This is a genomic window from Hymenobacter sp. UYCo722 (assembly GCF_040547115.1).
Taxonomy (GTDB): Bacteria; Bacteroidota; Bacteroidia; order Cytophagales; family Hymenobacteraceae; genus Hymenobacter.
The window spans coordinates 1,221,960-1,239,433 of sequence record NZ_JBEPPC010000001.1; the positions used below are offsets into that span (position 1 = coordinate 1,221,960).

General features: G+C 58.9%; 15 protein-coding genes, 2 tRNA genes and 1 pseudogene. 7 read left to right on the top strand and 11 right to left on the bottom strand.

Annotated features, from left to right (window positions below):
• The first annotated feature begins 3 nt into the window (after positions 1–3).
• Both dapB and lepB read left to right on the top strand, forming a co-directional pair.
• Positions 4–723, top strand: coding sequence for a 4-hydroxy-tetrahydrodipicolinate reductase (gene dapB, locus ABIB44_RS05350; protein WP_354583584.1), 720 nt, complete (start codon positions 4–6; stop codon positions 721–723).
• 81 nt (positions 724–804) lie between these two features.
• Positions 805–1,956 (top strand): signal peptidase I, encoded by a 1,152-nt coding sequence (gene lepB / locus ABIB44_RS05355; protein ID WP_354583585.1) that lies wholly within the window; start codon positions 805–807, stop codon positions 1,954–1,956.
• A gap of 166 nt (positions 1,957–2,122) precedes the next feature.
• Here lepB and ABIB44_RS05360 read toward each other — a convergent pair whose 3' ends face one another.
• A complete protein-coding gene (locus tag ABIB44_RS05360; RefSeq protein WP_354583586.1) occupies positions 2,123–2,785 on the bottom strand; it encodes a uracil-DNA glycosylase in 663 nt (220 codons plus the stop codon).
• Between the two features lie 114 nt (positions 2,786–2,899).
• On the opposite strand from ABIB44_RS05360, the gene apaG reads away from it, so the two are divergent.
• Positions 2,900–3,286 (top strand): Co2+/Mg2+ efflux facilitator ApaG/CorD, encoded by a 387-nt coding sequence (apaG, locus tag ABIB44_RS05365; RefSeq protein ID WP_354583587.1) that lies wholly within the window; start codon positions 2,900–2,902, stop codon positions 3,284–3,286.
• 91 nt (positions 3,287–3,377) lie between these two features.
• Positions 3,378–4,157: an O-methyltransferase gene (locus ABIB44_RS05370; RefSeq protein WP_354583588.1), complete on the top strand. Its 780-nt coding sequence runs from the start codon at positions 3,378–3,380 to the stop codon at positions 4,155–4,157.
• 32 nt (positions 4,158–4,189) lie between these two features.
• On the opposite strand, the gene kdsA is transcribed toward ABIB44_RS05370, so the two are convergent.
• A complete protein-coding gene (gene kdsA, locus ABIB44_RS05375) occupies positions 4,190–5,047 on the bottom strand; it encodes a 3-deoxy-8-phosphooctulonate synthase (protein WP_354583589.1) in 858 nt (285 codons plus the stop codon).
• 157 nt (positions 5,048–5,204) lie between these two features.
• Complete coding sequence (locus ABIB44_RS05380; protein WP_354583590.1) at positions 5,205–5,819, bottom strand: methyltransferase domain-containing protein; 615 nt, start codon at positions 5,817–5,819, stop codon at positions 5,205–5,207.
• Between the two features lie 125 nt (positions 5,820–5,944).
• Between ABIB44_RS05380 and ABIB44_RS05385 the strand changes: the two genes are divergently transcribed.
• The gene (locus ABIB44_RS05385; protein WP_354583591.1) at positions 5,945–6,895 is read left to right on the top strand and encodes a DUF8428 domain-containing protein; all 951 of its coding nucleotides are present in this window, start codon (positions 5,945–5,947) and stop codon (positions 6,893–6,895) included.
• Between the two features lie 148 nt (positions 6,896–7,043).
• On the opposite strand, the gene cphA is transcribed toward ABIB44_RS05385, so the two are convergent.
• The 7 genes and pseudogenes from cphA to ABIB44_RS05420 all read right to left on the bottom strand — a co-directional run bounded on the left by cphA (position 7,044) and on the right by ABIB44_RS05420 (position 15,814).
• Positions 7,044–9,677, bottom strand: coding sequence for a cyanophycin synthetase (gene cphA, locus ABIB44_RS05390; RefSeq protein ID WP_354583592.1), 2,634 nt, complete (start codon positions 9,675–9,677; stop codon positions 7,044–7,046).
• 116 nt (positions 9,678–9,793) lie between these two features.
• Entirely contained in the window at positions 9,794–10,717 is a 924-nt protein-coding gene (locus ABIB44_RS05395; protein ID WP_354583593.1) for a hypothetical protein, read from the bottom strand.
• A 144-nt stretch (positions 10,718–10,861) separates the two neighbouring features.
• Positions 10,862–10,932, bottom strand: a tRNA-Cys gene (locus ABIB44_RS05400).
• Positions 10,933–11,604: 672 nt separating this feature from the next.
• Positions 11,605–13,413 (bottom strand): annotated as a pseudogene (gene rpsA / locus ABIB44_RS05405) (30S ribosomal protein S1); the annotation flags it as partial.
• A 129-nt stretch (positions 13,414–13,542) separates the two neighbouring features.
• Entirely contained in the window at positions 13,543–14,157 is a 615-nt protein-coding gene (locus ABIB44_RS05410) for a hypothetical protein (RefSeq protein WP_354583594.1), read from the bottom strand.
• 50 nt (positions 14,158–14,207) lie between these two features.
• Positions 14,208–15,041 carry a polyphosphate kinase 2 family protein gene (locus ABIB44_RS05415; protein ID WP_354583595.1) on the bottom strand — a complete coding sequence of 278 codons (834 nt, stop codon included), beginning with the start codon at positions 15,039–15,041 and terminating at the stop codon, positions 14,208–14,210.
• A gap of 47 nt (positions 15,042–15,088) precedes the next feature.
• Entirely contained in the window at positions 15,089–15,814 is a 726-nt protein-coding gene (locus tag ABIB44_RS05420) for a VIT1/CCC1 transporter family protein (protein WP_354583596.1), read from the bottom strand.
• 122 nt (positions 15,815–15,936) lie between these two features.
• Here ABIB44_RS05420 and ABIB44_RS05425 point away from each other — a divergent pair, with 122 nt between their 5' ends.
• The gene (locus ABIB44_RS05425; protein ID WP_354583597.1) at positions 15,937–16,644 is read left to right on the top strand and encodes a Dps family protein; all 708 of its coding nucleotides are present in this window, start codon (positions 15,937–15,939) and stop codon (positions 16,642–16,644) included.
• A gap of 70 nt (positions 16,645–16,714) precedes the next feature.
• Here ABIB44_RS05425 and ABIB44_RS05430 read toward each other — a convergent pair whose 3' ends face one another.
• Positions 16,715–17,179: a low affinity iron permease family protein gene (locus ABIB44_RS05430; RefSeq protein ID WP_354583598.1), complete on the bottom strand. Its 465-nt coding sequence runs from the start codon at positions 17,177–17,179 to the stop codon at positions 16,715–16,717.
• Positions 17,180–17,375: 196 nt separating this feature from the next.
• Here ABIB44_RS05430 and ABIB44_RS05435 point away from each other — a divergent pair.
• A tRNA-Leu gene (locus ABIB44_RS05435) sits at positions 17,376–17,457 on the top strand.
• Positions 17,458–17,474: the final 17 nt, after the last annotated feature.

The window sequence follows — 17,474 nt, forward strand, 5'->3', positions numbered from 1 at the left end:
ACTATGAACATTCTTCTCATCGGCTACGGCAAAATGGGCCAGACCATTGCCGCTCTGGCCGCTCAGCGCGGGCATACCATCGCCGGTATTGTCGACCTGCACGCCTCGCAATCCAATATCGCGGACTTTTCGCCAGCCACCGTCGATGTCGCCATCGAGTTTACGCACCCCGATTCGGCCTTCGGCAACGTGGCGGCCTGCCTGCGCCAGGGCCTCCCGGTGGTGTGCGGCAGCACGGGCTGGCTGCATCATTTCGAAGAAGCCACGGTCCTGACCCAGGAGCTGGGCGGCAGCCTGTTCTACGCCTCCAACTACAGCGTAGGCGTGAACCTTTTCTTCCACTTCAACGAGTACATGGCGGCCAAGATGGCCCAGTTCGGCGGCTACGACGTGGCCCTGCGCGAAATCCACCACACCCAGAAAATCGACCAGCCCAGCGGCACTGCCCTCACGGCGGCCGAAGGCATCATGCGGAATTTTCCGGCCAAAACCAGCTGGCGCAACGCCCCGGCCGCAACGCCCACCGAGCTGGCCGTCATCAGCGAGCGCACCGGCGAGGCCGTGGGTACGCACATCGTCACCTACACTTCCGACGTGGATACGCTGGAGCTGAGCCACGCCGCGCACAGCCGCGAGGGCTTCGCGCTGGGCGCGCTGCTGGCGGCCGAGTGGCTGCCGGGCCGCCCAGGCGTGTTCGGCATGAAGGAGCTACTGGGCCTGTAGCCACCAGCCAGCCGGGCGCGGTGGCGTTCTGCTGCGTTTCTTTACGGTAATTAACTTGCCAGCCTCAAGCTTGCCCTCCCCATGTCTTTGCTCAAAACCGACCATACCACCGCGCCTCAGGCGCCCAAAACGAAATCCCGCGAGTGGGCCGATTCGCTGATTTTTGCCATCGTGGCGGCCACGCTCATCCGCTGGGCCACGTTTGAGGCCTACACCATCCCTTCGCCCAGCATGGAGGCCTCGCTGCTGGTGGGCGACTACCTGTTCGTGAGTAAGCTGCACTACGGCCCCATCACGCCCCAAACGCCGTTGCAGGTACCCCTCACCCACCAAACGCTCTGGGGCACGGGCCTGAAAAGCTACTCCGACCTGATTCAGCTGCCCACCTTCCGGCTGCCGGGCTTCTCGGAAATTAAGCGCAACGACGTGGTGGTTTTCCACGTGCCCCACGAAAGCCAGTATCCGGCCGACCTGCGCACCAACTACATCAAGCGTTGCGTGGCTGTGGCCGGCGATACCCTCGAAATCCGGGACGGCAAAGTATTTTTGAACGGCAAGCCCGGCGAAACGCCGCCCGGCCTGCAAACCACCTACTTTATGCAGGTCGACAGCCCCAACGACGAGGTGCTGGCCGCTCTGCGCAGCCAGGGCGTGGTCGAGTACGAAGCGCCCGGCGGGCTGCCCCTGGCGGTGCCCGGCCCCACGCCCGGCACCTACGGCTACACCATCAGCTGCACCCAGGCCACGGCCGACTACTTCAAAAAGCAGCCTTACGTGAAGGGCCTCACCGTGCTGCAGCCCCAGGTACAGCTTTTCCCCGATGTGGCCGATTTCCACAACTCGATGGCCCTGAGCGCCACCCCGCGCAACTGGAGCCTCGACAACTACGGCCCGCTGCCTATTCCTAAAAAAGGGCAGGTTATCAATCTTTCGCCCGCCAACGCGGCCATCTACTTTAAAATAGTGGCCCGCTACGAGCACAACGAAGGCGTTACCTGGCAGGATGGCATGATTTACCAGAACGGTAATATGCTGACCAGCTATACCATCAAGCAGAACTACTACATGATGATGGGCGACAACCGCCACAACTCGGAAGACTCGCGCTTCTGGGGTTTCGTGCCCGAAGACCACGTCGTGGGCAAAGCCGTCCTCATCTGGCTCTCCATGGACCCCAACGCCGACTTCTGGCACCGCATCCGCTGGAACCGGCTGTTCAATATCATCCATTAGGCCCCTGTCCGAATAGTCGACAAAAAACGGTCATGCTGAGCTTGCCGAAGCATCTCTACCGCAGTAGTAACTGATTACTCGTGGCGGTAGAGATGCTTCGGCAAGCTCAGCATGACGTTTTGTTTGGTTAGCTCTTCAGTACTTCCCTCGCAATAACAGTTCCTTGCTACCACTTCACCGGCACCAGCCGGTGCTCGGCCAGCCAGGCATTGGCCTTGCTGAATGGTTTACTGCCGAAGAAGCCCTTATCGGCTGCGAAGGGCGATGGGTGCACCGATTTAATTATCAAATGCTTACGTGCATCAATCAGCTCTGATTTTTTGCCCGCGTAAGCTCCCCAGAGAATAAATACGACGTGCGGCCGCTCATCCGACACTTTGCGGATAACGGCGTCGGTAAACTCCTCCCAGCCCCGCTTCTGGTGCGAGGCGGGCTCGCCGGCCCGCACCGTGAGCGTGGCGTTGAGGAGCAGCACGCCCTGCTGGGCCCAGCGGTCGAGGTTGCCGTTGGGCGCGGCCGCCGTGCCGGGAATGTCGGCTTGCAGCTCCTTTAGGATATTGACGAGCGAGGGCGGCGTGCGCTGGCCATCCTGCACCGAAAAGGAGAGGCCGTGCGCCTGCCCGCGCCCGTGGTAGGGGTCCTGGCCCAGGATAACGACCGTCACCTTATCGAAGGGGGTAGCATCGAAGGCGTGGAAAATCTGGGAGCCGGCCGGGTACACCGTGGCGGTGGCGTATTCGCCCTTCACAAAGGCAATCAGCTTCTGAAAATAGGGCTTTTCGAACTCGTCGGCCAGTACGGGCCGCCAGCTTTCGGCTATCTTTACCATGGAAGTTTGTAAGAAAATAAACGGGAATGAAGCGGCGTTGAAGCGCCGTGTTTGCGTAAAACCAATTGTTGCGGGCGACTGTTACGCCCGCAGCTGCCTTTAGCTTTGCCGACTATGCCCACCACCACTACGCAAGGCGTCACCGTTTCGGTTACGACCAACTACCTACCCGACTACTCCAGTCCCGGCCAGGAGCATTTCGTATTTGCCTACAGAATCGATATTCGAAACAATAGCGAATTCACGGTGAAGCTGTTGCGTCGGCACTGGTACATTCACGACGCCAATGGCGTGGTACGCGAGGTAGAGGGCGAAGGCGTGGTAGGCCGCCAGCCCGTGCTGGAGCCCGGCGAGGCCCACCAGTACGTAAGCGGTTGCAACCTGAAATCGGGCGTGGGCAAGATGCGCGGCACCTACCTGATGGAGCGTCTGGGTAATGGGCAGGAATTCAACGTCGAAATCCCGGAGTTTACCCTGATGGTACCGTATCGGCTGAATTAAGCTGGCAGCTCACAGCTATTAGCTGTTAGCTTTGCCCTGCTGACGGTCGTAGCTAATGGCTGGCAGCTGAAAGCTAACGGCTAAAATCAGGTTGTTCCAACTTCTCGCTTACCTCCGCTTCTGGCTGCGTTCGGGCAATGCCCACGGGCTGCATTCGCCGTTTGTTTTTGGGCTTTATACGTCGGTGGTACGCCACAAGGGCCAGTACGGGCCGTATGCAAGCATCGAGGAGCGTCGTCGGCAACTGCTGGCCAGCCCGGCCAGTATCAGCGTTACGGATTTGGGGGCGGGCTCGCACACCGGCGCGGGCCGGCAGCGCCGCGTGGCCGACATCGCCCGCACCGCCGCCAAGCCCCCAAAGCTGGCGCAACTGCTGTTCCGGCTGGTGAACTACCTGCGCCCGGCCACCGTGCTGGAGCTGGGTACCTCGCTGGGCCTCACCACCGCCTACCTGGCGGCGGCCGACTCGCGCCACCGCGTCGTCACCTTCGAGGGCTGCCCCAACGTGGCCGCCATGGCCCGCGAAACCTTCGCGGTGCTGCACCTAGGCAACATTGAAGTCGTGGAGGGCAACCTCGACCACACCCTGGCTCCTACCCTAGCGGCCCTGAATGCCCCGGTCGATTTCGCGTTTTTTGACGGTAACCACCGCTACGAGCCCACGCTCCGCTACTTCGAGCAATGCCTGGCCCACCGCACCGACGAATCGGTGTTCGTATTCGACGATATCCACTGGTCGGAAGACATGGAGCGCGCCTGGGAAACCATCAAAGCCCACCCTGATGTGCGCCTGACGGTGGACTTATTCTACATCGGCCTGGTTTTCTTCCGGAAGAATCAGCCCAAGCAGCACTTTTGGCTACGTACCTGAGGCTGCAGCGCCCGCATTAGCTGGCGCTGCAGTTATGGCAACTGGTTCAGCTCCACCTCACCTGATTCCCGGATGGCCTGACGCACCCGAGTCAGCTTCACCAGCAGGGCCTCCAGTTGGTCGAGCGGGAGCATGTTGGCCCCGTCGGACAGCGCGGTGGCGGGCGTGGGGTGAGTTTCGATGAACAAGCCGTCGGCCCCCACAGCGATGGCGGCTTTGGCAATGGTTTCGATGAGGGCGGGCTGGCCGCCGGTGACGCCACTGCTCTGGTTGGGGCGTTGCAACGAGTGCGTCACGTCCATCACCACGGGCACTTCGAATTCGCGCATGGTGGGCAGGTTGCGGAAATCGACCACGAGGTCGGAGTAGCCGAACGAATTGCCGCGCTCGGTGAGGATGACGTGCGGGTTGCCGGCCTGGCGCACCTTATCCACGGCCCACTTCATGGCCTCCCCGCTCAGGAACTGGCCTTTTTTGATGTTAACCACCTTGCCAGTCTGGGCGGCGGCAAGCAGCAAATCGGTCTGTCGGCACAGGAAGGCCGGAATCTGGAGCACGTCGACATACTCGGCGGCCAGCGCCGCCTCCCCCGATTCGTGGATGTCCGTCACGGTCGGCACCCCAATTTCGCGGCCCACCTTCTGCAGAATGCGAAGCGCGGTTTCGTCGCCGATGCCGGTGAAGGAGTCCAGGCGCGAGCGGTTGGCCTTGCGGTAGGAGCCCTTGAAGATGAAAGGAATCTGCAGCTTATCGGTCATGTGCTTGATGCGCTCGGCGATGCGCAGGGCCATGTCTTCGCCCTCGATAACGCAGGGCCCGGCCATGAGAAAAAACTGACCGGAATTGGTGTGCCGAAAGTGCGGGAGGGTGTTGGCGAGGGCCTGGAGCATAAAGTTTTAAGTTGCTGGTTGCTTATCGGTAACGGAACGTCATGCTGAGCTTGTCGAAGCATCTCTACTGCCGAAGTAAACCAATCAAATGGGTTGCATTGCACAGTAGAGATGCTTCACTGCGTTCAGCATGACGTTCTGGTCTCAGTAGGACGTTCTATTCAGCTTTCTTTTTTAAACAAATAAAAAGCTCGCGCCCCTGCCGGGGTTTGAGTGAATTAGTGGCGGTTTCGAAGTGCCGAAAATTAAAATAGGGCGCGAAATAGTGGCGGTATTCTTCGCGGCTCCCACCGAAGGGTGGTTCCTGCACCGGGCCAAAGTCGGTATCGAAGAGCAGGCCCATGAGGGTGCCGCCGGGGCGCAGCAGGTGGGCACACTGCCAGGCGTGGGCCGGGCGCAGGGCAGGGTCGAGGGCGCAGAAAAAAGTCTGCTCCACAATTAAATCGTAGGGCGGGTCGTTGGACAGGGCAAAAAAGTCGGCCAGCAGCAGGTGTGCTTCCGGAAAATCCGGGACGCGGGCCGCCAGCGCGGCCAGGGCCTCGGGGGCAATGTCGACCACGAACACCTGCCGGAAACCGAGTTGGTGCAGGTACTCCGCTTCGTAGGCCCGGCCGGCCCCGGGAATAAGGATGCGCGGCTGGGCAGTTACGTCGAGCTGGTCGAAGTAGGCGCGCAGCGGCGGGGTGATAACGCGGGTGTCCCAACCGTCGCGGCCTTCATCGTAACGTGCTTGCCAGTAGGCCGCATCGAAGTCAGGTAAAACCGTTTTCATTTGGTCGAAGTATAGGTTTAACTTGCCAGGGCACCAAACTCCCCTATTTTTACGCCCAAAGGTACGTGCCGCCCGTCGCCGCGTGCTCTAATTTTAGTTCGCTTTTCTCGCTTAACTATTCCCGTATGGACCCCAACGAAACCCCCGAACCCCGCTCCAACAACAGCCGCGTCCTCCTTTGGGTAGCCCTGGTACTCGTCCTGCTCGGCATCAACGGGGTCCTGTTCTACCTCAACCAGCAAAAAGGCCAGCAAAACGAAGTGCTGACCACCGAAGTAAAAGCCAAAGACAGCAAGCTTCAGGAACAAATCAAGCAATACGAAGCGCTGAAGGCTGATTTTGAGCGCCAAAGCTCGGAGCTGCAAGCCCTGGGCCTGAGCAACGACTCGCTCGTGGCCAAAATCTCGGCCGTCAACGCCGACCTGCTGAAGCTGCGCTCTTTCAAGGCCGGCAGCTTCTCCATTGCGCAGCAAAGCCTGTTTAAGCAGCGCGCGCAGAACCTCGAAGGCCAGCTGCGCAAGAAGGACGACGACATTGCCCAGCTGAAGAAGGACAATGAAACGCTCTACACCGAAACCAGCACCCTCAAAGAGCGTCAGAATAAGCTCTCCGACACCATTAGCACGGTGGTGCGTAGCAATAAGGAGCTGTCGGAGAAAGTAACGGTGGCCTCGCGCCTCCAGGCCGATAACATCCACGTGGCCATCATCACCTCTAAAAACAAGGAGAAGGATGACGACAAAGAGGAGTTCAAAGCCAAGCGAGTGGAGAAGCTGAAAATCACCGCCAATTTTGCCCGCAACGACGTATCGCCGAAGGAAACCAAGGCGGTATACCTGCGCATTCTGGAGCCCGACGGCGCGGCCCTCTACAACCTGAGCACCGGCGGCGGCACCTTTACCGTGGATGGCCAGGAGGCCTTTTATACCCAGAAACAAGACGTGGTGTACGACAACTCCCGCCAGAAGCTGGAATTCGTGTACGCCAAAGGGGCCGAGTACAAGAAAGGCCTGCACACCGTAGAAATGTATGAAAGCGGCCAGCTGATGGGCAAGACGACCTTCACGCTAAAATAGACCACAGCTTGAACGGACTATCTATGGTCCCGCGCTGCTTGGTTTTATTCCGCTAAAAAAAAGAGGCTGCTCGTGTGAGCAGCCTCTTTTTGCGTGGTATAGTTTTGGTTCAGCATCACAGATAGTATGTTGAACCCGCTAAACTCCGTTAAATCTGCGGTCCCTGTTCGAACTCATCCAGCTTGGCCAGCGTGTTGGTGATGTTCTCAGTGAAGATGACCCCTAACCCACCTTTCGGCGTGTGTTTCAGCAGGTGGTCGATGGCATCGGGCTCGTTAGGGATGTAGGTGATTTTCAAATCGGGCTTGTCGAGGCGCAGGCCGCGCTCCATGATTTCGCGCAGGAAATCGGCCGACTTACCGCGCAGGTCCTGGTCCTGGCGCAGAATCACCTCGTCGAAGATGCGGCCGGCGATGCGGGCGAAGCCCAGCGTGTCTTCGTCGCGGCGGTCGCCGAGGCCCGACACGATGCCGATTTTGTGGGTGGCCGTCGTAGCATCCATAAACTCGGCGAATTTGGTGATGCCCGCCGTGTTGTGAGCATAGTCCACAATCACCTCGAACTTCGGAAACTTATACATGTTCATGCGGCCCGGCGTTTTGGTGCCCGACGGGATGAAGGTGCGGAAAGCCGTTTTGATGGCATCCTTATCGAACCCGGCCAGGTAGCCGGCCAACCCGGCCGCCAGGCAGTTTTCAATGTTGAAGCCCGCCCGGCCTTCGAACGTAATCGGGAATTCGGCGGCGCGGTCGATGCGCAGCTTGTAGCTATTGCGGTAAATCGTCACGTAGCCTTCCTCGTACACCGCCGCCACGCCACCGGCCTCCACGTGCTCCAGAATGCGCGGGTTGTGCTCGTTCATGCTGAACAGGGCCACCCGGCATTCCACGGTGCGGGCCATGGCGTACACCAGGTCGTCGTCGGCGTTGAGCACGGCCCAGCCGTTTTTGCGCACGGTGCGGGGCAGCACGCCCTTTACGGCGGCCATTTCCTCCACGGTATGAATGTCGCGCAGTCCCAGGTGGTCGGCGGCCACGTTGGTCACTACGGCAATGTCGCAGGTATGAAAACCCAGGCCCGAGCGCAGCATGCCGCCGCGCGCGGTTTCGAGCACGGCGTAGTTAATGGTTGGGTCGCGCAGCACGAACTCGGCGCTCTGGCCGCCGGTGCAGTCGCCTTTTTGCAGCTGCACGCCCTGGATGTAGATGCCATCCGTGGTGGTGAAGCCTACTTTGTAGCCCTGGCCGGCCACCATGTGCGCGATGAGGCGCGTGGTGGTCGTCTTGCCGTTGGTACCGGTGATGGCGATAATCGGAATACGGGCCGTGCTGCCGGGCGGGAACAGCATATCCACCACCGGGGCGGCCACGTTGCGGGGCAGGCCTTCGGTGGGCGCGATGTGCATGCGGAAACCGGGAGCGGCGTTCACTTCAATCACCGCGCCGCGGCTCTCGTTTAGGGGCACGGCAATATCGGTGGCCATCAGGTCGATGCCGCAGATATCGAGGCCTACGATGCCGGCCACGCGCTCGGCCAGCAGCACGTTGTAGGGGTGCATCTGGTCGGTTACGTCGGTGGCGGTACCGCCGGTGCTGATGTTGGCCGTGCTCTTCAGATACAGAATTTCGCCGGCTGGCAGCACCGCTTTCAAGGTCAGTTGGCGGGCTTTCAGCAGGTCGAGCGTGTGCTTATCCGCCTTGATGCTGGTGAGTACCTTCTCGTGGCCGATGCCCCGGCGCGGGTCCTCGTTCACCTTATTAATCAGCTGCTGAATGGTGCTTTTGCCGTCGCCCACCACGGCGGCGGGTGTGCGCTTGGCGGCGGCGATGAGCTTGCCGTTCACCACCAGCAGGCGGAAATCGAAGCCCTCAATAAACTGCTCCACAATCACGGCTCGCGAGTACGCCTGCGCGGCTTTCAGGCCCTCGGCGGCATCCTTCCAGTTCATGATGCGGATGGTGGCCCCCTTGCCATGGTTGCCGTCGAGCGGCTTGGTCACGATGGGGAACCCCAGCTCGTCGATGGCATCGCGCAGGCCGGCTTCCGAATACACGGTGGTACCGCGCGGCACGGGCACGCCGCCATCGTGCAGCATGGCCTTGGTGCGGTTCTTATTGCCGGCCACTTCCACGCCCGCGTGCGAGGTCAGGTTGGTGGTGGTGGCCCAGATGCGACGCTGGTTTTCGCCGTAGCCCAGCTGAATGATGCTGGTATTCTTGAGCTGGATGTACGGGATGTTGCGCGAGGCCGCTTCGGCCACGATGCTGTAGGTACTGGGCCCGAAAAACTCGTCTTCGCGGATTTCGTGCAGCTCGGCCACAATGGGCTTGAGGTCGACCTTTTCCTTTTTGCAAAGCGCCTCCACGATATCCACGGCGGCCTCCATGGCGCGGCGGCCGGCGCGCTCCTCCTGGTAGGCTACTACCACGTACTCCACCCCTGCTTCGTGCGCCGGGTAGCTCTTGCCCCAGTACATGGGCATGGCCGCCTGCCGCTGCAGCTCCAGCGCCACGTGCTGAATGACGTAGCCCAGCGGCTCGCCATCGTTGAGGGTCTCCAGCGTCAGCGGCTGGTGCTTGGCCGCCTGCTTGCCGCTCATGCCGCCCGGCTGCACCGTGCTGATGTTCGGAAACAGCTTCGTCAGCCGGCTGGCAAAGCCCGGCACGGCGTTCGACCATTGGCCGGCAAACTCCTGCAAATCAACTTTGGCAACAATCAGCTTATGGTGCTTCACAGACCAATAGCTCGGCCCGCGCATGGTGCGGAGGTCAACAATCTTCATAAGGGGTGGGGTGGTAAAGAACGGTTGGTGCCGCAAGTACGGCCAATGGCCCATCTTGGCTACGAAATGTAGGCATAACGCGGGCAAAACCGAAGAACCGAAGCTGTCTAGTAGTATTAATGCAGCCGTAACTGTGTTGTCAGGCGCTCCAGATTCTCGTAAACCTGCGCCAATCCCAGGGTGCCACCGCCCTTGGTATCGTGGATAACCTTCGTTCCATCCTCGTACCCAATCTGTAAATCGACGCGGGGCCGGTGGTTTTCCATCCCAGTACCATAGACTGGCCGACAGGTAGCAAAGTGTATGTAATTCAACAAGTCAAACAGGGAATCAAGCTGGTCCCGACTCAATTGGTATTGCGCGTGTTTTAGGCTGGCAACCGAGTCTCCTTGCACGGTTGCCTGATATTTAAGCGTAGCTAACCCAGTGGCATTGATATCTATCGTGGTCGCAAACTGGCCGTGATAGTTGAAGCGTGATTGGTAGGAAATGGTCGTAATGTGGTGGTTTGTCGGCTGCTTTTCATAAGGCACAAATCCACCACCCCGACAAGCCAGTAACTGCGTCCGGCGATTTTGCAGCTTTCCCCTACCGCTACGACGACGTGCGTAGGCCGTGTAGCGCAACAGTGCCTGCCCTTGTCTGAAAGCAACTCGCGCAGTAGGTTGTCGTTCATCAAGGCTATTGTAAAAATCTCGCACAACCTGGAATCTGTTGTTGCCAGAATCAAGCACACAGAACACAAAGGGAATGTCGCGCCGCAGACCAACTACCAATAAGTCCGGCCAGCCATTACTATCAAAATCGGCGCGATACCAAGACTGTCCGGTGCAGCGTAAAGCAGTATGGGCATATGGTTTATAGACGAGGCAAGCCGAGTCACCCAGGATTAGCTCTTCATACTCCCACCCCAAAGGATGAACCAGCGACTTCACGTCCTCATCTGTTTTCAGCGACGAAATCCGGCTGGTTACTTTTTGGGCAAAAGCACCAGCATGCGCGAGAAGAGCTACATTGAGAATAAGCCACAGCCTTTGCATAGAATCAAAGGTAGCCTTGGCGCTAACATTCAGGTTACTTCGGCTAAGCCATTTGTGCATTGGCCCTAAACGCCAAATTATTTCGCCACAAAAAAAGCCCCATCTACCTATTGGCAAATGGGGCTTTTCGAAGCATTGCTGCTGAGGTGACGGGCGGATTCGAACCGCCGTAGGAGGTTTTGCAGACCTCTACCTAGCCACTCGGTCACGTCACCGGGAGTGGTCTTTGGGAGGGCAAAGGTAGGCAGCGGGTTTGGCGTGGGCAAGGGCCGGCGCACAAAAAAAGCCCCGGCGCATGCGCCGGGGCTCCTTTCTGCAACTAAGCTAAGCGGTTAGGCTTTGGCTTCGTCGTCTTTTTTGTCGGCAGCGTCGTCGCCGGCAACCAGGCCTTTGGCCTTGTCCACCAGGTCGCCAGCTACTTCCGAAGCCTTTGCGAAGGCTTCCGAGTGGGTCACGGCATCAACAGCGTCCGAGGCGGCGTGCTTCACCTTGTCGAGGGTTTCGTTGTGCGAAACGGCCTCGGCAGCGTCAGCGGCCACTTCCTTCACTTTGTCGATGGCAGCCGAAGCAGCGTGGGTGATGCTGGCCAGCAGGCCACCTTCCTCAGCGGCCGGAGCAGCTTCGGCGGCGGGAGCATCGGCAGCTTTAGCCGCTTTCGGTGCTTTAGCCTTGGGAGCAGCTTCAGCGGCCGGAGCCTCTTCAGCAGCCGGAGCGGTGCCTTCGATGGTCGCGGCGGCCTTGTCAGCCGCCTCGGGAGTGGCGGCATTCGTAGCGCCTTTGCCAGCGGCAGCGCCGTCGGCCAGGGCCTGGGCGTTGTCGGGACCGGCAGCGGGTACGTCGGCGGGCTTGGTCGCGGCAGCAGCTTTCAGCTTCTGCTCACCGGCCTTGCGCTCGTTGCCCATCATCTGGTCGCGCAGGGCGCTCAGGGCGTCGAGGTCGCCGAGGGTCGATTTCTCTTCCGTCTTCTTCAAGTCGCTGATTTTGCCTTCGCCCTGGGGTTCGCCAGCTTTTGCGTTGGTTTTCTTCTTGAACTTGCTGTTGCGGCTGTCATCTTCAGCAGCGGCTTCCTTGTTGAACACGGCCGTATGCGAGAGCACAATGCGGCGGTCGTCCTTCGAGAACTCCGTGACGCGGAAGTCGAGCTGCTCGCCGTTCTCGGCGTTCGAGCCATCTTCCTTCACCAGCGACTTGGGGTACGCGAAGCCCTCGATGCCGTACGGCAATTCGAGTACCGCGCCACGCTCGGTCTTTTCGGTAATGGTCGCCTTGTGCACCGAGCCGGGGGTGAACACCGTCTGGAAGGTATCCCAAGGGTTTTCTTCCAGCTGCTTGTGGCCCAGGGCCAGGCGACGAGCGCCCAGGTCCAGCTCCAACACTACAACGTCGAGCTTGTCGCCCACCTTCACCATTTCCGATGGGTGCTTGATTTTCTTGGTCCACGACAGGTCCGATACGTGCACGAGGCCGTCAACACCCTCTTCCAGCTCCACGAACAGGCCGAAGTTGGTGAGGTTGCGCACGGTGCCGCTGTGCTTGGTGCCTACGCCGTAGGTGCCAGCAAAGTCGCCACGCGTCCACGGGTCTTCGGTCAGCTGCTTGATGCCGAGGCTCATCTTGCGGTCTTCGCGGTCGAGCGTCAGAATCTGCGCTTCTACCGTGTCGCCCTGCTTGATGAAGTCCTGCGGGTTGCGCAGGTGTTGGCTCCAGCTCATTTCCGAAACGTGGATGAGGCCTTCCACACCGGGTACCACTTCCATGAAAGCACCGTAGTCGGCCACGTTCACGATGCGGCCCGATACTTTCGAACCTGGCTGCAGGTCGGCGGGCAGCGAATCCCATGGGTGGGGAGTCAGCTGCTTCAAGCCCAGCGAAATACGCTTCTTGGCTTCGTCGAAGTCCAGAACCACGATGTTCAGCTTCTGGTCCAGGGTCAGTACCTCGCTCGGGTGAGCGATACGGCCCCACGAGATGTCCGTGATGTGCAGCAGACCGTCGACACCGCCGAGGTCGATGAACACGCCGAAGTTGGTCATGTTCTTGATGTTGCCTTCCAGAATCTGACCTTTCTCCAGGTTGTTCAGGATGGCCTCACGCTGCTTCTCGAGGTCTTTCTCGATGAGCACTTTGTGCGAAACCACGACGTTGTCGAAAGCAGAGTTGATTTTCACCACTTTCACTTCCATGCGACGGCCGACATAAATGTCGAAGTCGCGGATGGGCTTCACGTCGATTTGCGAGCCGGGCAGGAAGGCTTCCACGCCGTCGAGCTCCATGATGAGGCCGCCTTTGGTGCGACGCTTCACTACACCTTCGAGGATGGTGTCCAACTCGAGGGCATCGTAAATCGACTTCCAAGCCTGCTTGATTTTAGCTTTCTTACGGCTCAGGATGAGCTGGCCGTTGGCATCTTCCTGGTCTTCGATGAACACCTCCACCGTGTCGCCAACCTTCAGGTCGGGCAGGTCGCGGAATTCGGTGATGGACACCAGGCCATCCGATTTGAAGCCAATGTTCAGGATGACGTCGCGGTCAGTGATGCCAACTACGGTGCCCGTCACCACTTCCTCTTCCTGTACGGTCGTCAGCGTGTCGCCGTACATTTTCTCCATCTCGGCGCGCTGGTCCGAGGAGTAGTTTCCACCAAAACCGGTGGCTCCGACGTTGTCCCAGTCGAAATCGTCAATCATTTCTGCCATAATAGCTTGCGGGCACCGCTTAGGTAAACGAGAAGGCCGGTGCCCGGGCCAATTCGCGGTTCTTCTTGAATACCTTGCCGTTGGGCAGCAAGGCCCGCCACTCTGGCGGGGCCGCAAAGGTACGGGTTATCAGGCAGTTTTGCTAATGTCAACACTCCCATTCCGCTCTACCCAAAAGGCTTTACGGGTACTGTTAAAATATTTGGCCATAATGAAATCTGCGGCTTCCAATCGAAATGCTTCGGTTTGCAGTTTCAACTCCAAATCAACATCCCGATTAGTTTCAGCCAGCAATTTTCGAATACTCTTTCTTGCCATTTCTGGTTCAAAAGGCCCTTTCATAGCACGGATAATCATAATGCACACCATCATAGCCTCACCAGGTTCTTCAAGTTTCACGATGATTTCAACAAAATACGAAAGGTGCTTGGTGCAATCGTATTTGACAAGAGGCCACAAAAAATATGAGCGAATCTTAACGTTTTCTGGTGCACGCACAGCCATCATCATCGGCCGAATGATTCTTTCATCCCTTAAGCTCTCAAGCACTTTCGTGATGAAGCACTTAGTTGTTCGATGCAAGCTTGGCTTTAACACTTTGAGTAAAGCCGGAACACCTGCTTTCTTCGGCTTATTAAGGCATTTTTGCACTGCTTCAAGCTCAGTAACCAACACTGAATCTGATTCAGCTTCCTGAAGCAATTTTCGTAGCTCTTGGCTATGGGTGAGTTTTCGTTTACTCATTGTGAGCTAATAAGACCTGAAAGCAATGTCGCATGATTTCAATTATTAGATTATTGCTCAATCACCTGCGCCTTCACATCGAAAGTAGCTTTAGGTGGCTGGGGGTTCATATCCTCCAGAGCGGCTACCACGATTTCGGCGATGGCCAAGTCACGGGCCCACTTCTGGTTGGACGGGATGACGAACCAGGGGGCGTGGTCGGGCGAGCAGTGGCGCAGGGCGTCTTCGTACACGGTTTGGTAGTCGTCCCAGCGGGCGCGCTCTTTGAGGTCGTTGGGGTCGAATTTCCAGTTTTTGGCGGGGTCGTCGAGGCGGGCCTGGAGGCGGGCGGCCTGCTCCGATTTCGAGATGTGCAGGAAGAATTTGAGGATGCGCGTGCCGTTGTGCGTGAGCAGGCTTTCGAAGTTGTTGATATCCTCGAAGCGCTGGGTGGCGGTTTTATCATCAATTATTCCGTGTACGCGGGTCACGAGCACATCCTCGTAGTGCGAGCGGTTGAACACCCCGATGTGGCCGCGCTTGGGCGTTTGGGCGTGGATGCGCCAGAGGAAGTCGTGGCTCAACTCCTCGGCCGACGGCGCTTTGAACGAGGCTACCGCGATGCCGGCCGGGTTTACGCCGGTGAGCAGATTGCCAATGGCCCCGTCCTTGCCGCCCGTGTCCATGGCCTGAAACACCAGCAACAGCGACTGCCGATGCTCGGCGTAGAGGAGCTCCTGCAACTCAAACATGCGTTGGCGCAATTCCAGCAGCCGGGATTCGGCATCCTCGCGGTTGTGCGGGTGATGGGCAAAAGGCTTTTCGCTGCCCGGGTCGACCTCGGCCAGCTTGAAAGACTTACCCTTGACGAGGACGGCGGAAGTTTCGGGGAGTTTGAATTGCATCGTGAGGATATTATGGGCACTTAAGAAACGGCGTGGGGAACGGGGCGCTAAGTCCCACCCCCCACCAGCCGGGCAATGCCAAAGGCGGCGGCAGCCGCCAGCGCGCCCACTACGGCCATTTTCACGGCCCCGGCCACGGGGGGTTGGCCGGTCATGCGGCTTTTGAAATAGCCGAAGATAAACAGACACACCAGCGTGATAACCGCCGAATAAGCCAAGCCCTGGCTGGGCGTATCGGTGAAAAAATAGGCACTAAGCGGAATGAGGCCACCCACGGCATAGGCCGTGCTGATGGTGACGGCGCTTTTGGGAGCCTGCTTGGGGTCGGGCTCTTCGAGGCCCAGCTCGTATTTCATCATGAATTTAACCCACTGCTCGGGGTCGGCGGTGAGCTCGGCCACGGCCTGGCGGCGGGTGGCTTCGGAAAGGCCCATATCGGCCAGCAGCTCATCGACTTCGGCGCGTTCCTTGTCGGGTACCTCCTGCACTTCGCGGTGCTCGCGGCCCAGCTCCGAGGCGTAGTGCTCGACTTCGGTGCGGCCGGCCAGGTAGCCGCCCAGGCCCATGGCAATGCTGCCGGCCACGATTTCGGCCAGGCCCGCCGTGATAACCAGGCCCGACGACGATACCGCGCCGCTAAGGCCCGCGGCCAAGGCGAAAGGCACAGTCAGGCCGTCGGAGAGGCCAATCACCACGTCCTGCAACATGGCCGAGCTGGTGAGGTGGTGCTCGGGGTGCACATCGTGCGGTAGCTCGGTCGTCGTTTGGGGCATAGCCATGAGGAGATTTTAAGAAGCCGGACTTAACCCCGCAGGGCGCTTTACGTACGGATAATAACAAAATTCCGCTGCCGAATTCTTCGGCAACTTTCTCACTTCAACTGTTTCTTTTTTCTATGGCCCCCTCCGCCAAAACTGCCGCTCCCAAAGCCGCCGCTAAAAAAGCTGCGGCCCCCGCCGCTAAGAAAACAGCCGCTCCCGCCACCCAAAAGTCGGCTGCCAGCAATGGCAAGTCTTCGGGCTCGAACCCTGCGGTGAATATTCAGCCCATCCTCAACCAGCAGAACCACGCCCCTGCTCCCACCCAGAAGTACGGCACCGTGAGCCAGCGCCTGCCCATCGGCCTCGACGAAGCGACCCGCCAAGCCAGCGTGACCATGCTCAACCAGCTGCTGGCCGACACTATGACGCTGCGCGACATGTACAAGAAACACCATTGGCAGGTTGTAGGCCCTACTTTCTACCAGCTGCACCTGCTTTTCGACAAGCATTATGAAGAGCAGGCCGTATTGGTCGATGCTATTGCCGAGCGCATTCAAATTCTGGGCGGTGTGGCCGTGGCCATGGCCCACGACGTGGCCGAGCTCAGCAGCATTCCCCGGGTGCCACGCGACCGCGAGGAAGCGCCCGTGCAGGTTTCGCGCTTGCTCGATGGCCACCAGCGCCTCCTCAAAAACTGCCACAGCTATGCCGGCAAGGCCGATGACTCGGGCGATGATGGTACCAACGACCTTATTGTCAGCCAACTCATCCGCACCAACGAGCTGCAGGTGTGGTTCGTATCGGAGCACGTGGTGGAGTCGCCGCTGACTCGGGCCATGTAATTGAACCCTATTTGAACCCTCGTATCAAACAGCCGCTGCAGTAATTGCAGCGGCTGTTTTTGTAAACTCCTTATTCGGTCTGGGCGGCAAACTTTTCGCGCTGGTTGTCTTCGGCTTCCTCTACGCTGTGCGTTTTGCCGAGGTCGCTGTCTTTCTTAGCCAGCTCGGCCAGGGCGCAATAGAAATCGTGCAGGGTACGGATTTCCTCCTCCGAAAAATCCTGCGCGTTGATGAGGCGATTACTGGCTCCCTGGGTGGCAGCCAGCAGCTCATTCAGTTTTAGGTGCAACACCAGCGAATCCTTGTTTTGGGCGCGCTGGATTAGAAAAACCATTAGAAACGTGACGATAGTAGTGCCGGTGTTGATAACCAGCTGCCAGGTTTCGGAATAATGAAACAGCGGCCCGGTGAGCGCCCAGAACAGCACGATGCCCGTGGCCGTGAGGAAAGCGGGCGTGGAACCGGAGAACCGGGTGATGCTTTCGGCCAGGCGGCCAAAAAAAGATGCGTGCGACGGAATCGGAACGTTTGCCATGTAGCCAGATGATTGTCAGGTAAGAAAGGCGTTGCCGCCCTTTTACGAAAGCCCAGGTTTGGCGGCCAATTGATAGCCTGCACCTGAAAAACCCGCGTTATTGGTTGTGCAGCCGGAATTCACCATCTATCTTTGCACCCGCTTCGCTACCTCAGCGACGCCGGCTTCGGCCGCATACCAAGCTCAGTTGCCTTTTGCGCACGTGGTGAAACTGGTAGACACGCCATCTTGAGGGGGTGGTGCCTTCGGGTGTGGGAGTTCGAATCTCCCCGCGCGCACGCAAAACGAAAGCCCG

What these genes read in the sequence shown, in the direction of transcription:
- dapB (WP_354583584.1), top strand. Translation starts at nt 4, where the DNA reads ATGAACATTCTTCTCATCGGCTACGGCAAAATGGGCCAGACCATTGCC.
- lepB (WP_354583585.1), top strand. Translation starts at nt 805, where the DNA reads ATGTCTTTGCTCAAAACCGACCATACCACCGCGCCTCAGGCGCCCAAA.
- ABIB44_RS05360 (WP_354583586.1), bottom strand. Translation starts at nt 2,785, where the DNA reads ATGGTAAAGATAGCCGAAAGCTGGCGGCCCGTACTGGCCGACGAGTTC.
- apaG (WP_354583587.1), top strand. Translation starts at nt 2,900, where the DNA reads ATGCCCACCACCACTACGCAAGGCGTCACCGTTTCGGTTACGACCAAC.
- kdsA (WP_354583589.1), bottom strand. Translation starts at nt 5,047, where the DNA reads ATGCTCCAGGCCCTCGCCAACACCCTCCCGCACTTTCGGCACACCAAT.
- ABIB44_RS05380 (WP_354583590.1), bottom strand. Translation starts at nt 5,819, where the DNA reads ATGAAAACGGTTTTACCTGACTTCGATGCGGCCTACTGGCAAGCACGT.
- ABIB44_RS05385 (WP_354583591.1), top strand. Translation starts at nt 5,945, where the DNA reads ATGGACCCCAACGAAACCCCCGAACCCCGCTCCAACAACAGCCGCGTC.
- cphA (WP_354583592.1), bottom strand. Translation starts at nt 9,677, where the DNA reads ATGAAGATTGTTGACCTCCGCACCATGCGCGGGCCGAGCTATTGGTCT.
- ABIB44_RS05395 (WP_354583593.1), bottom strand. Translation starts at nt 10,717, where the DNA reads ATGCAAAGGCTGTGGCTTATTCTCAATGTAGCTCTTCTCGCGCATGCT.
- ABIB44_RS05410 (WP_354583594.1), bottom strand. Translation starts at nt 14,157, where the DNA reads ATGAGTAAACGAAAACTCACCCATAGCCAAGAGCTACGAAAATTGCTT.
- ABIB44_RS05415 (WP_354583595.1), bottom strand. Translation starts at nt 15,041, where the DNA reads ATGCAATTCAAACTCCCCGAAACTTCCGCCGTCCTCGTCAAGGGTAAG.
- ABIB44_RS05420 (WP_354583596.1), bottom strand. Translation starts at nt 15,814, where the DNA reads ATGCCCCAAACGACGACCGAGCTACCGCACGATGTGCACCCCGAGCAC.
- ABIB44_RS05425 (WP_354583597.1), top strand. Translation starts at nt 15,937, where the DNA reads ATGGCCCCCTCCGCCAAAACTGCCGCTCCCAAAGCCGCCGCTAAAAAA.
- ABIB44_RS05430 (WP_354583598.1), bottom strand. Translation starts at nt 17,179, where the DNA reads ATGGCAAACGTTCCGATTCCGTCGCACGCATCTTTTTTTGGCCGCCTG.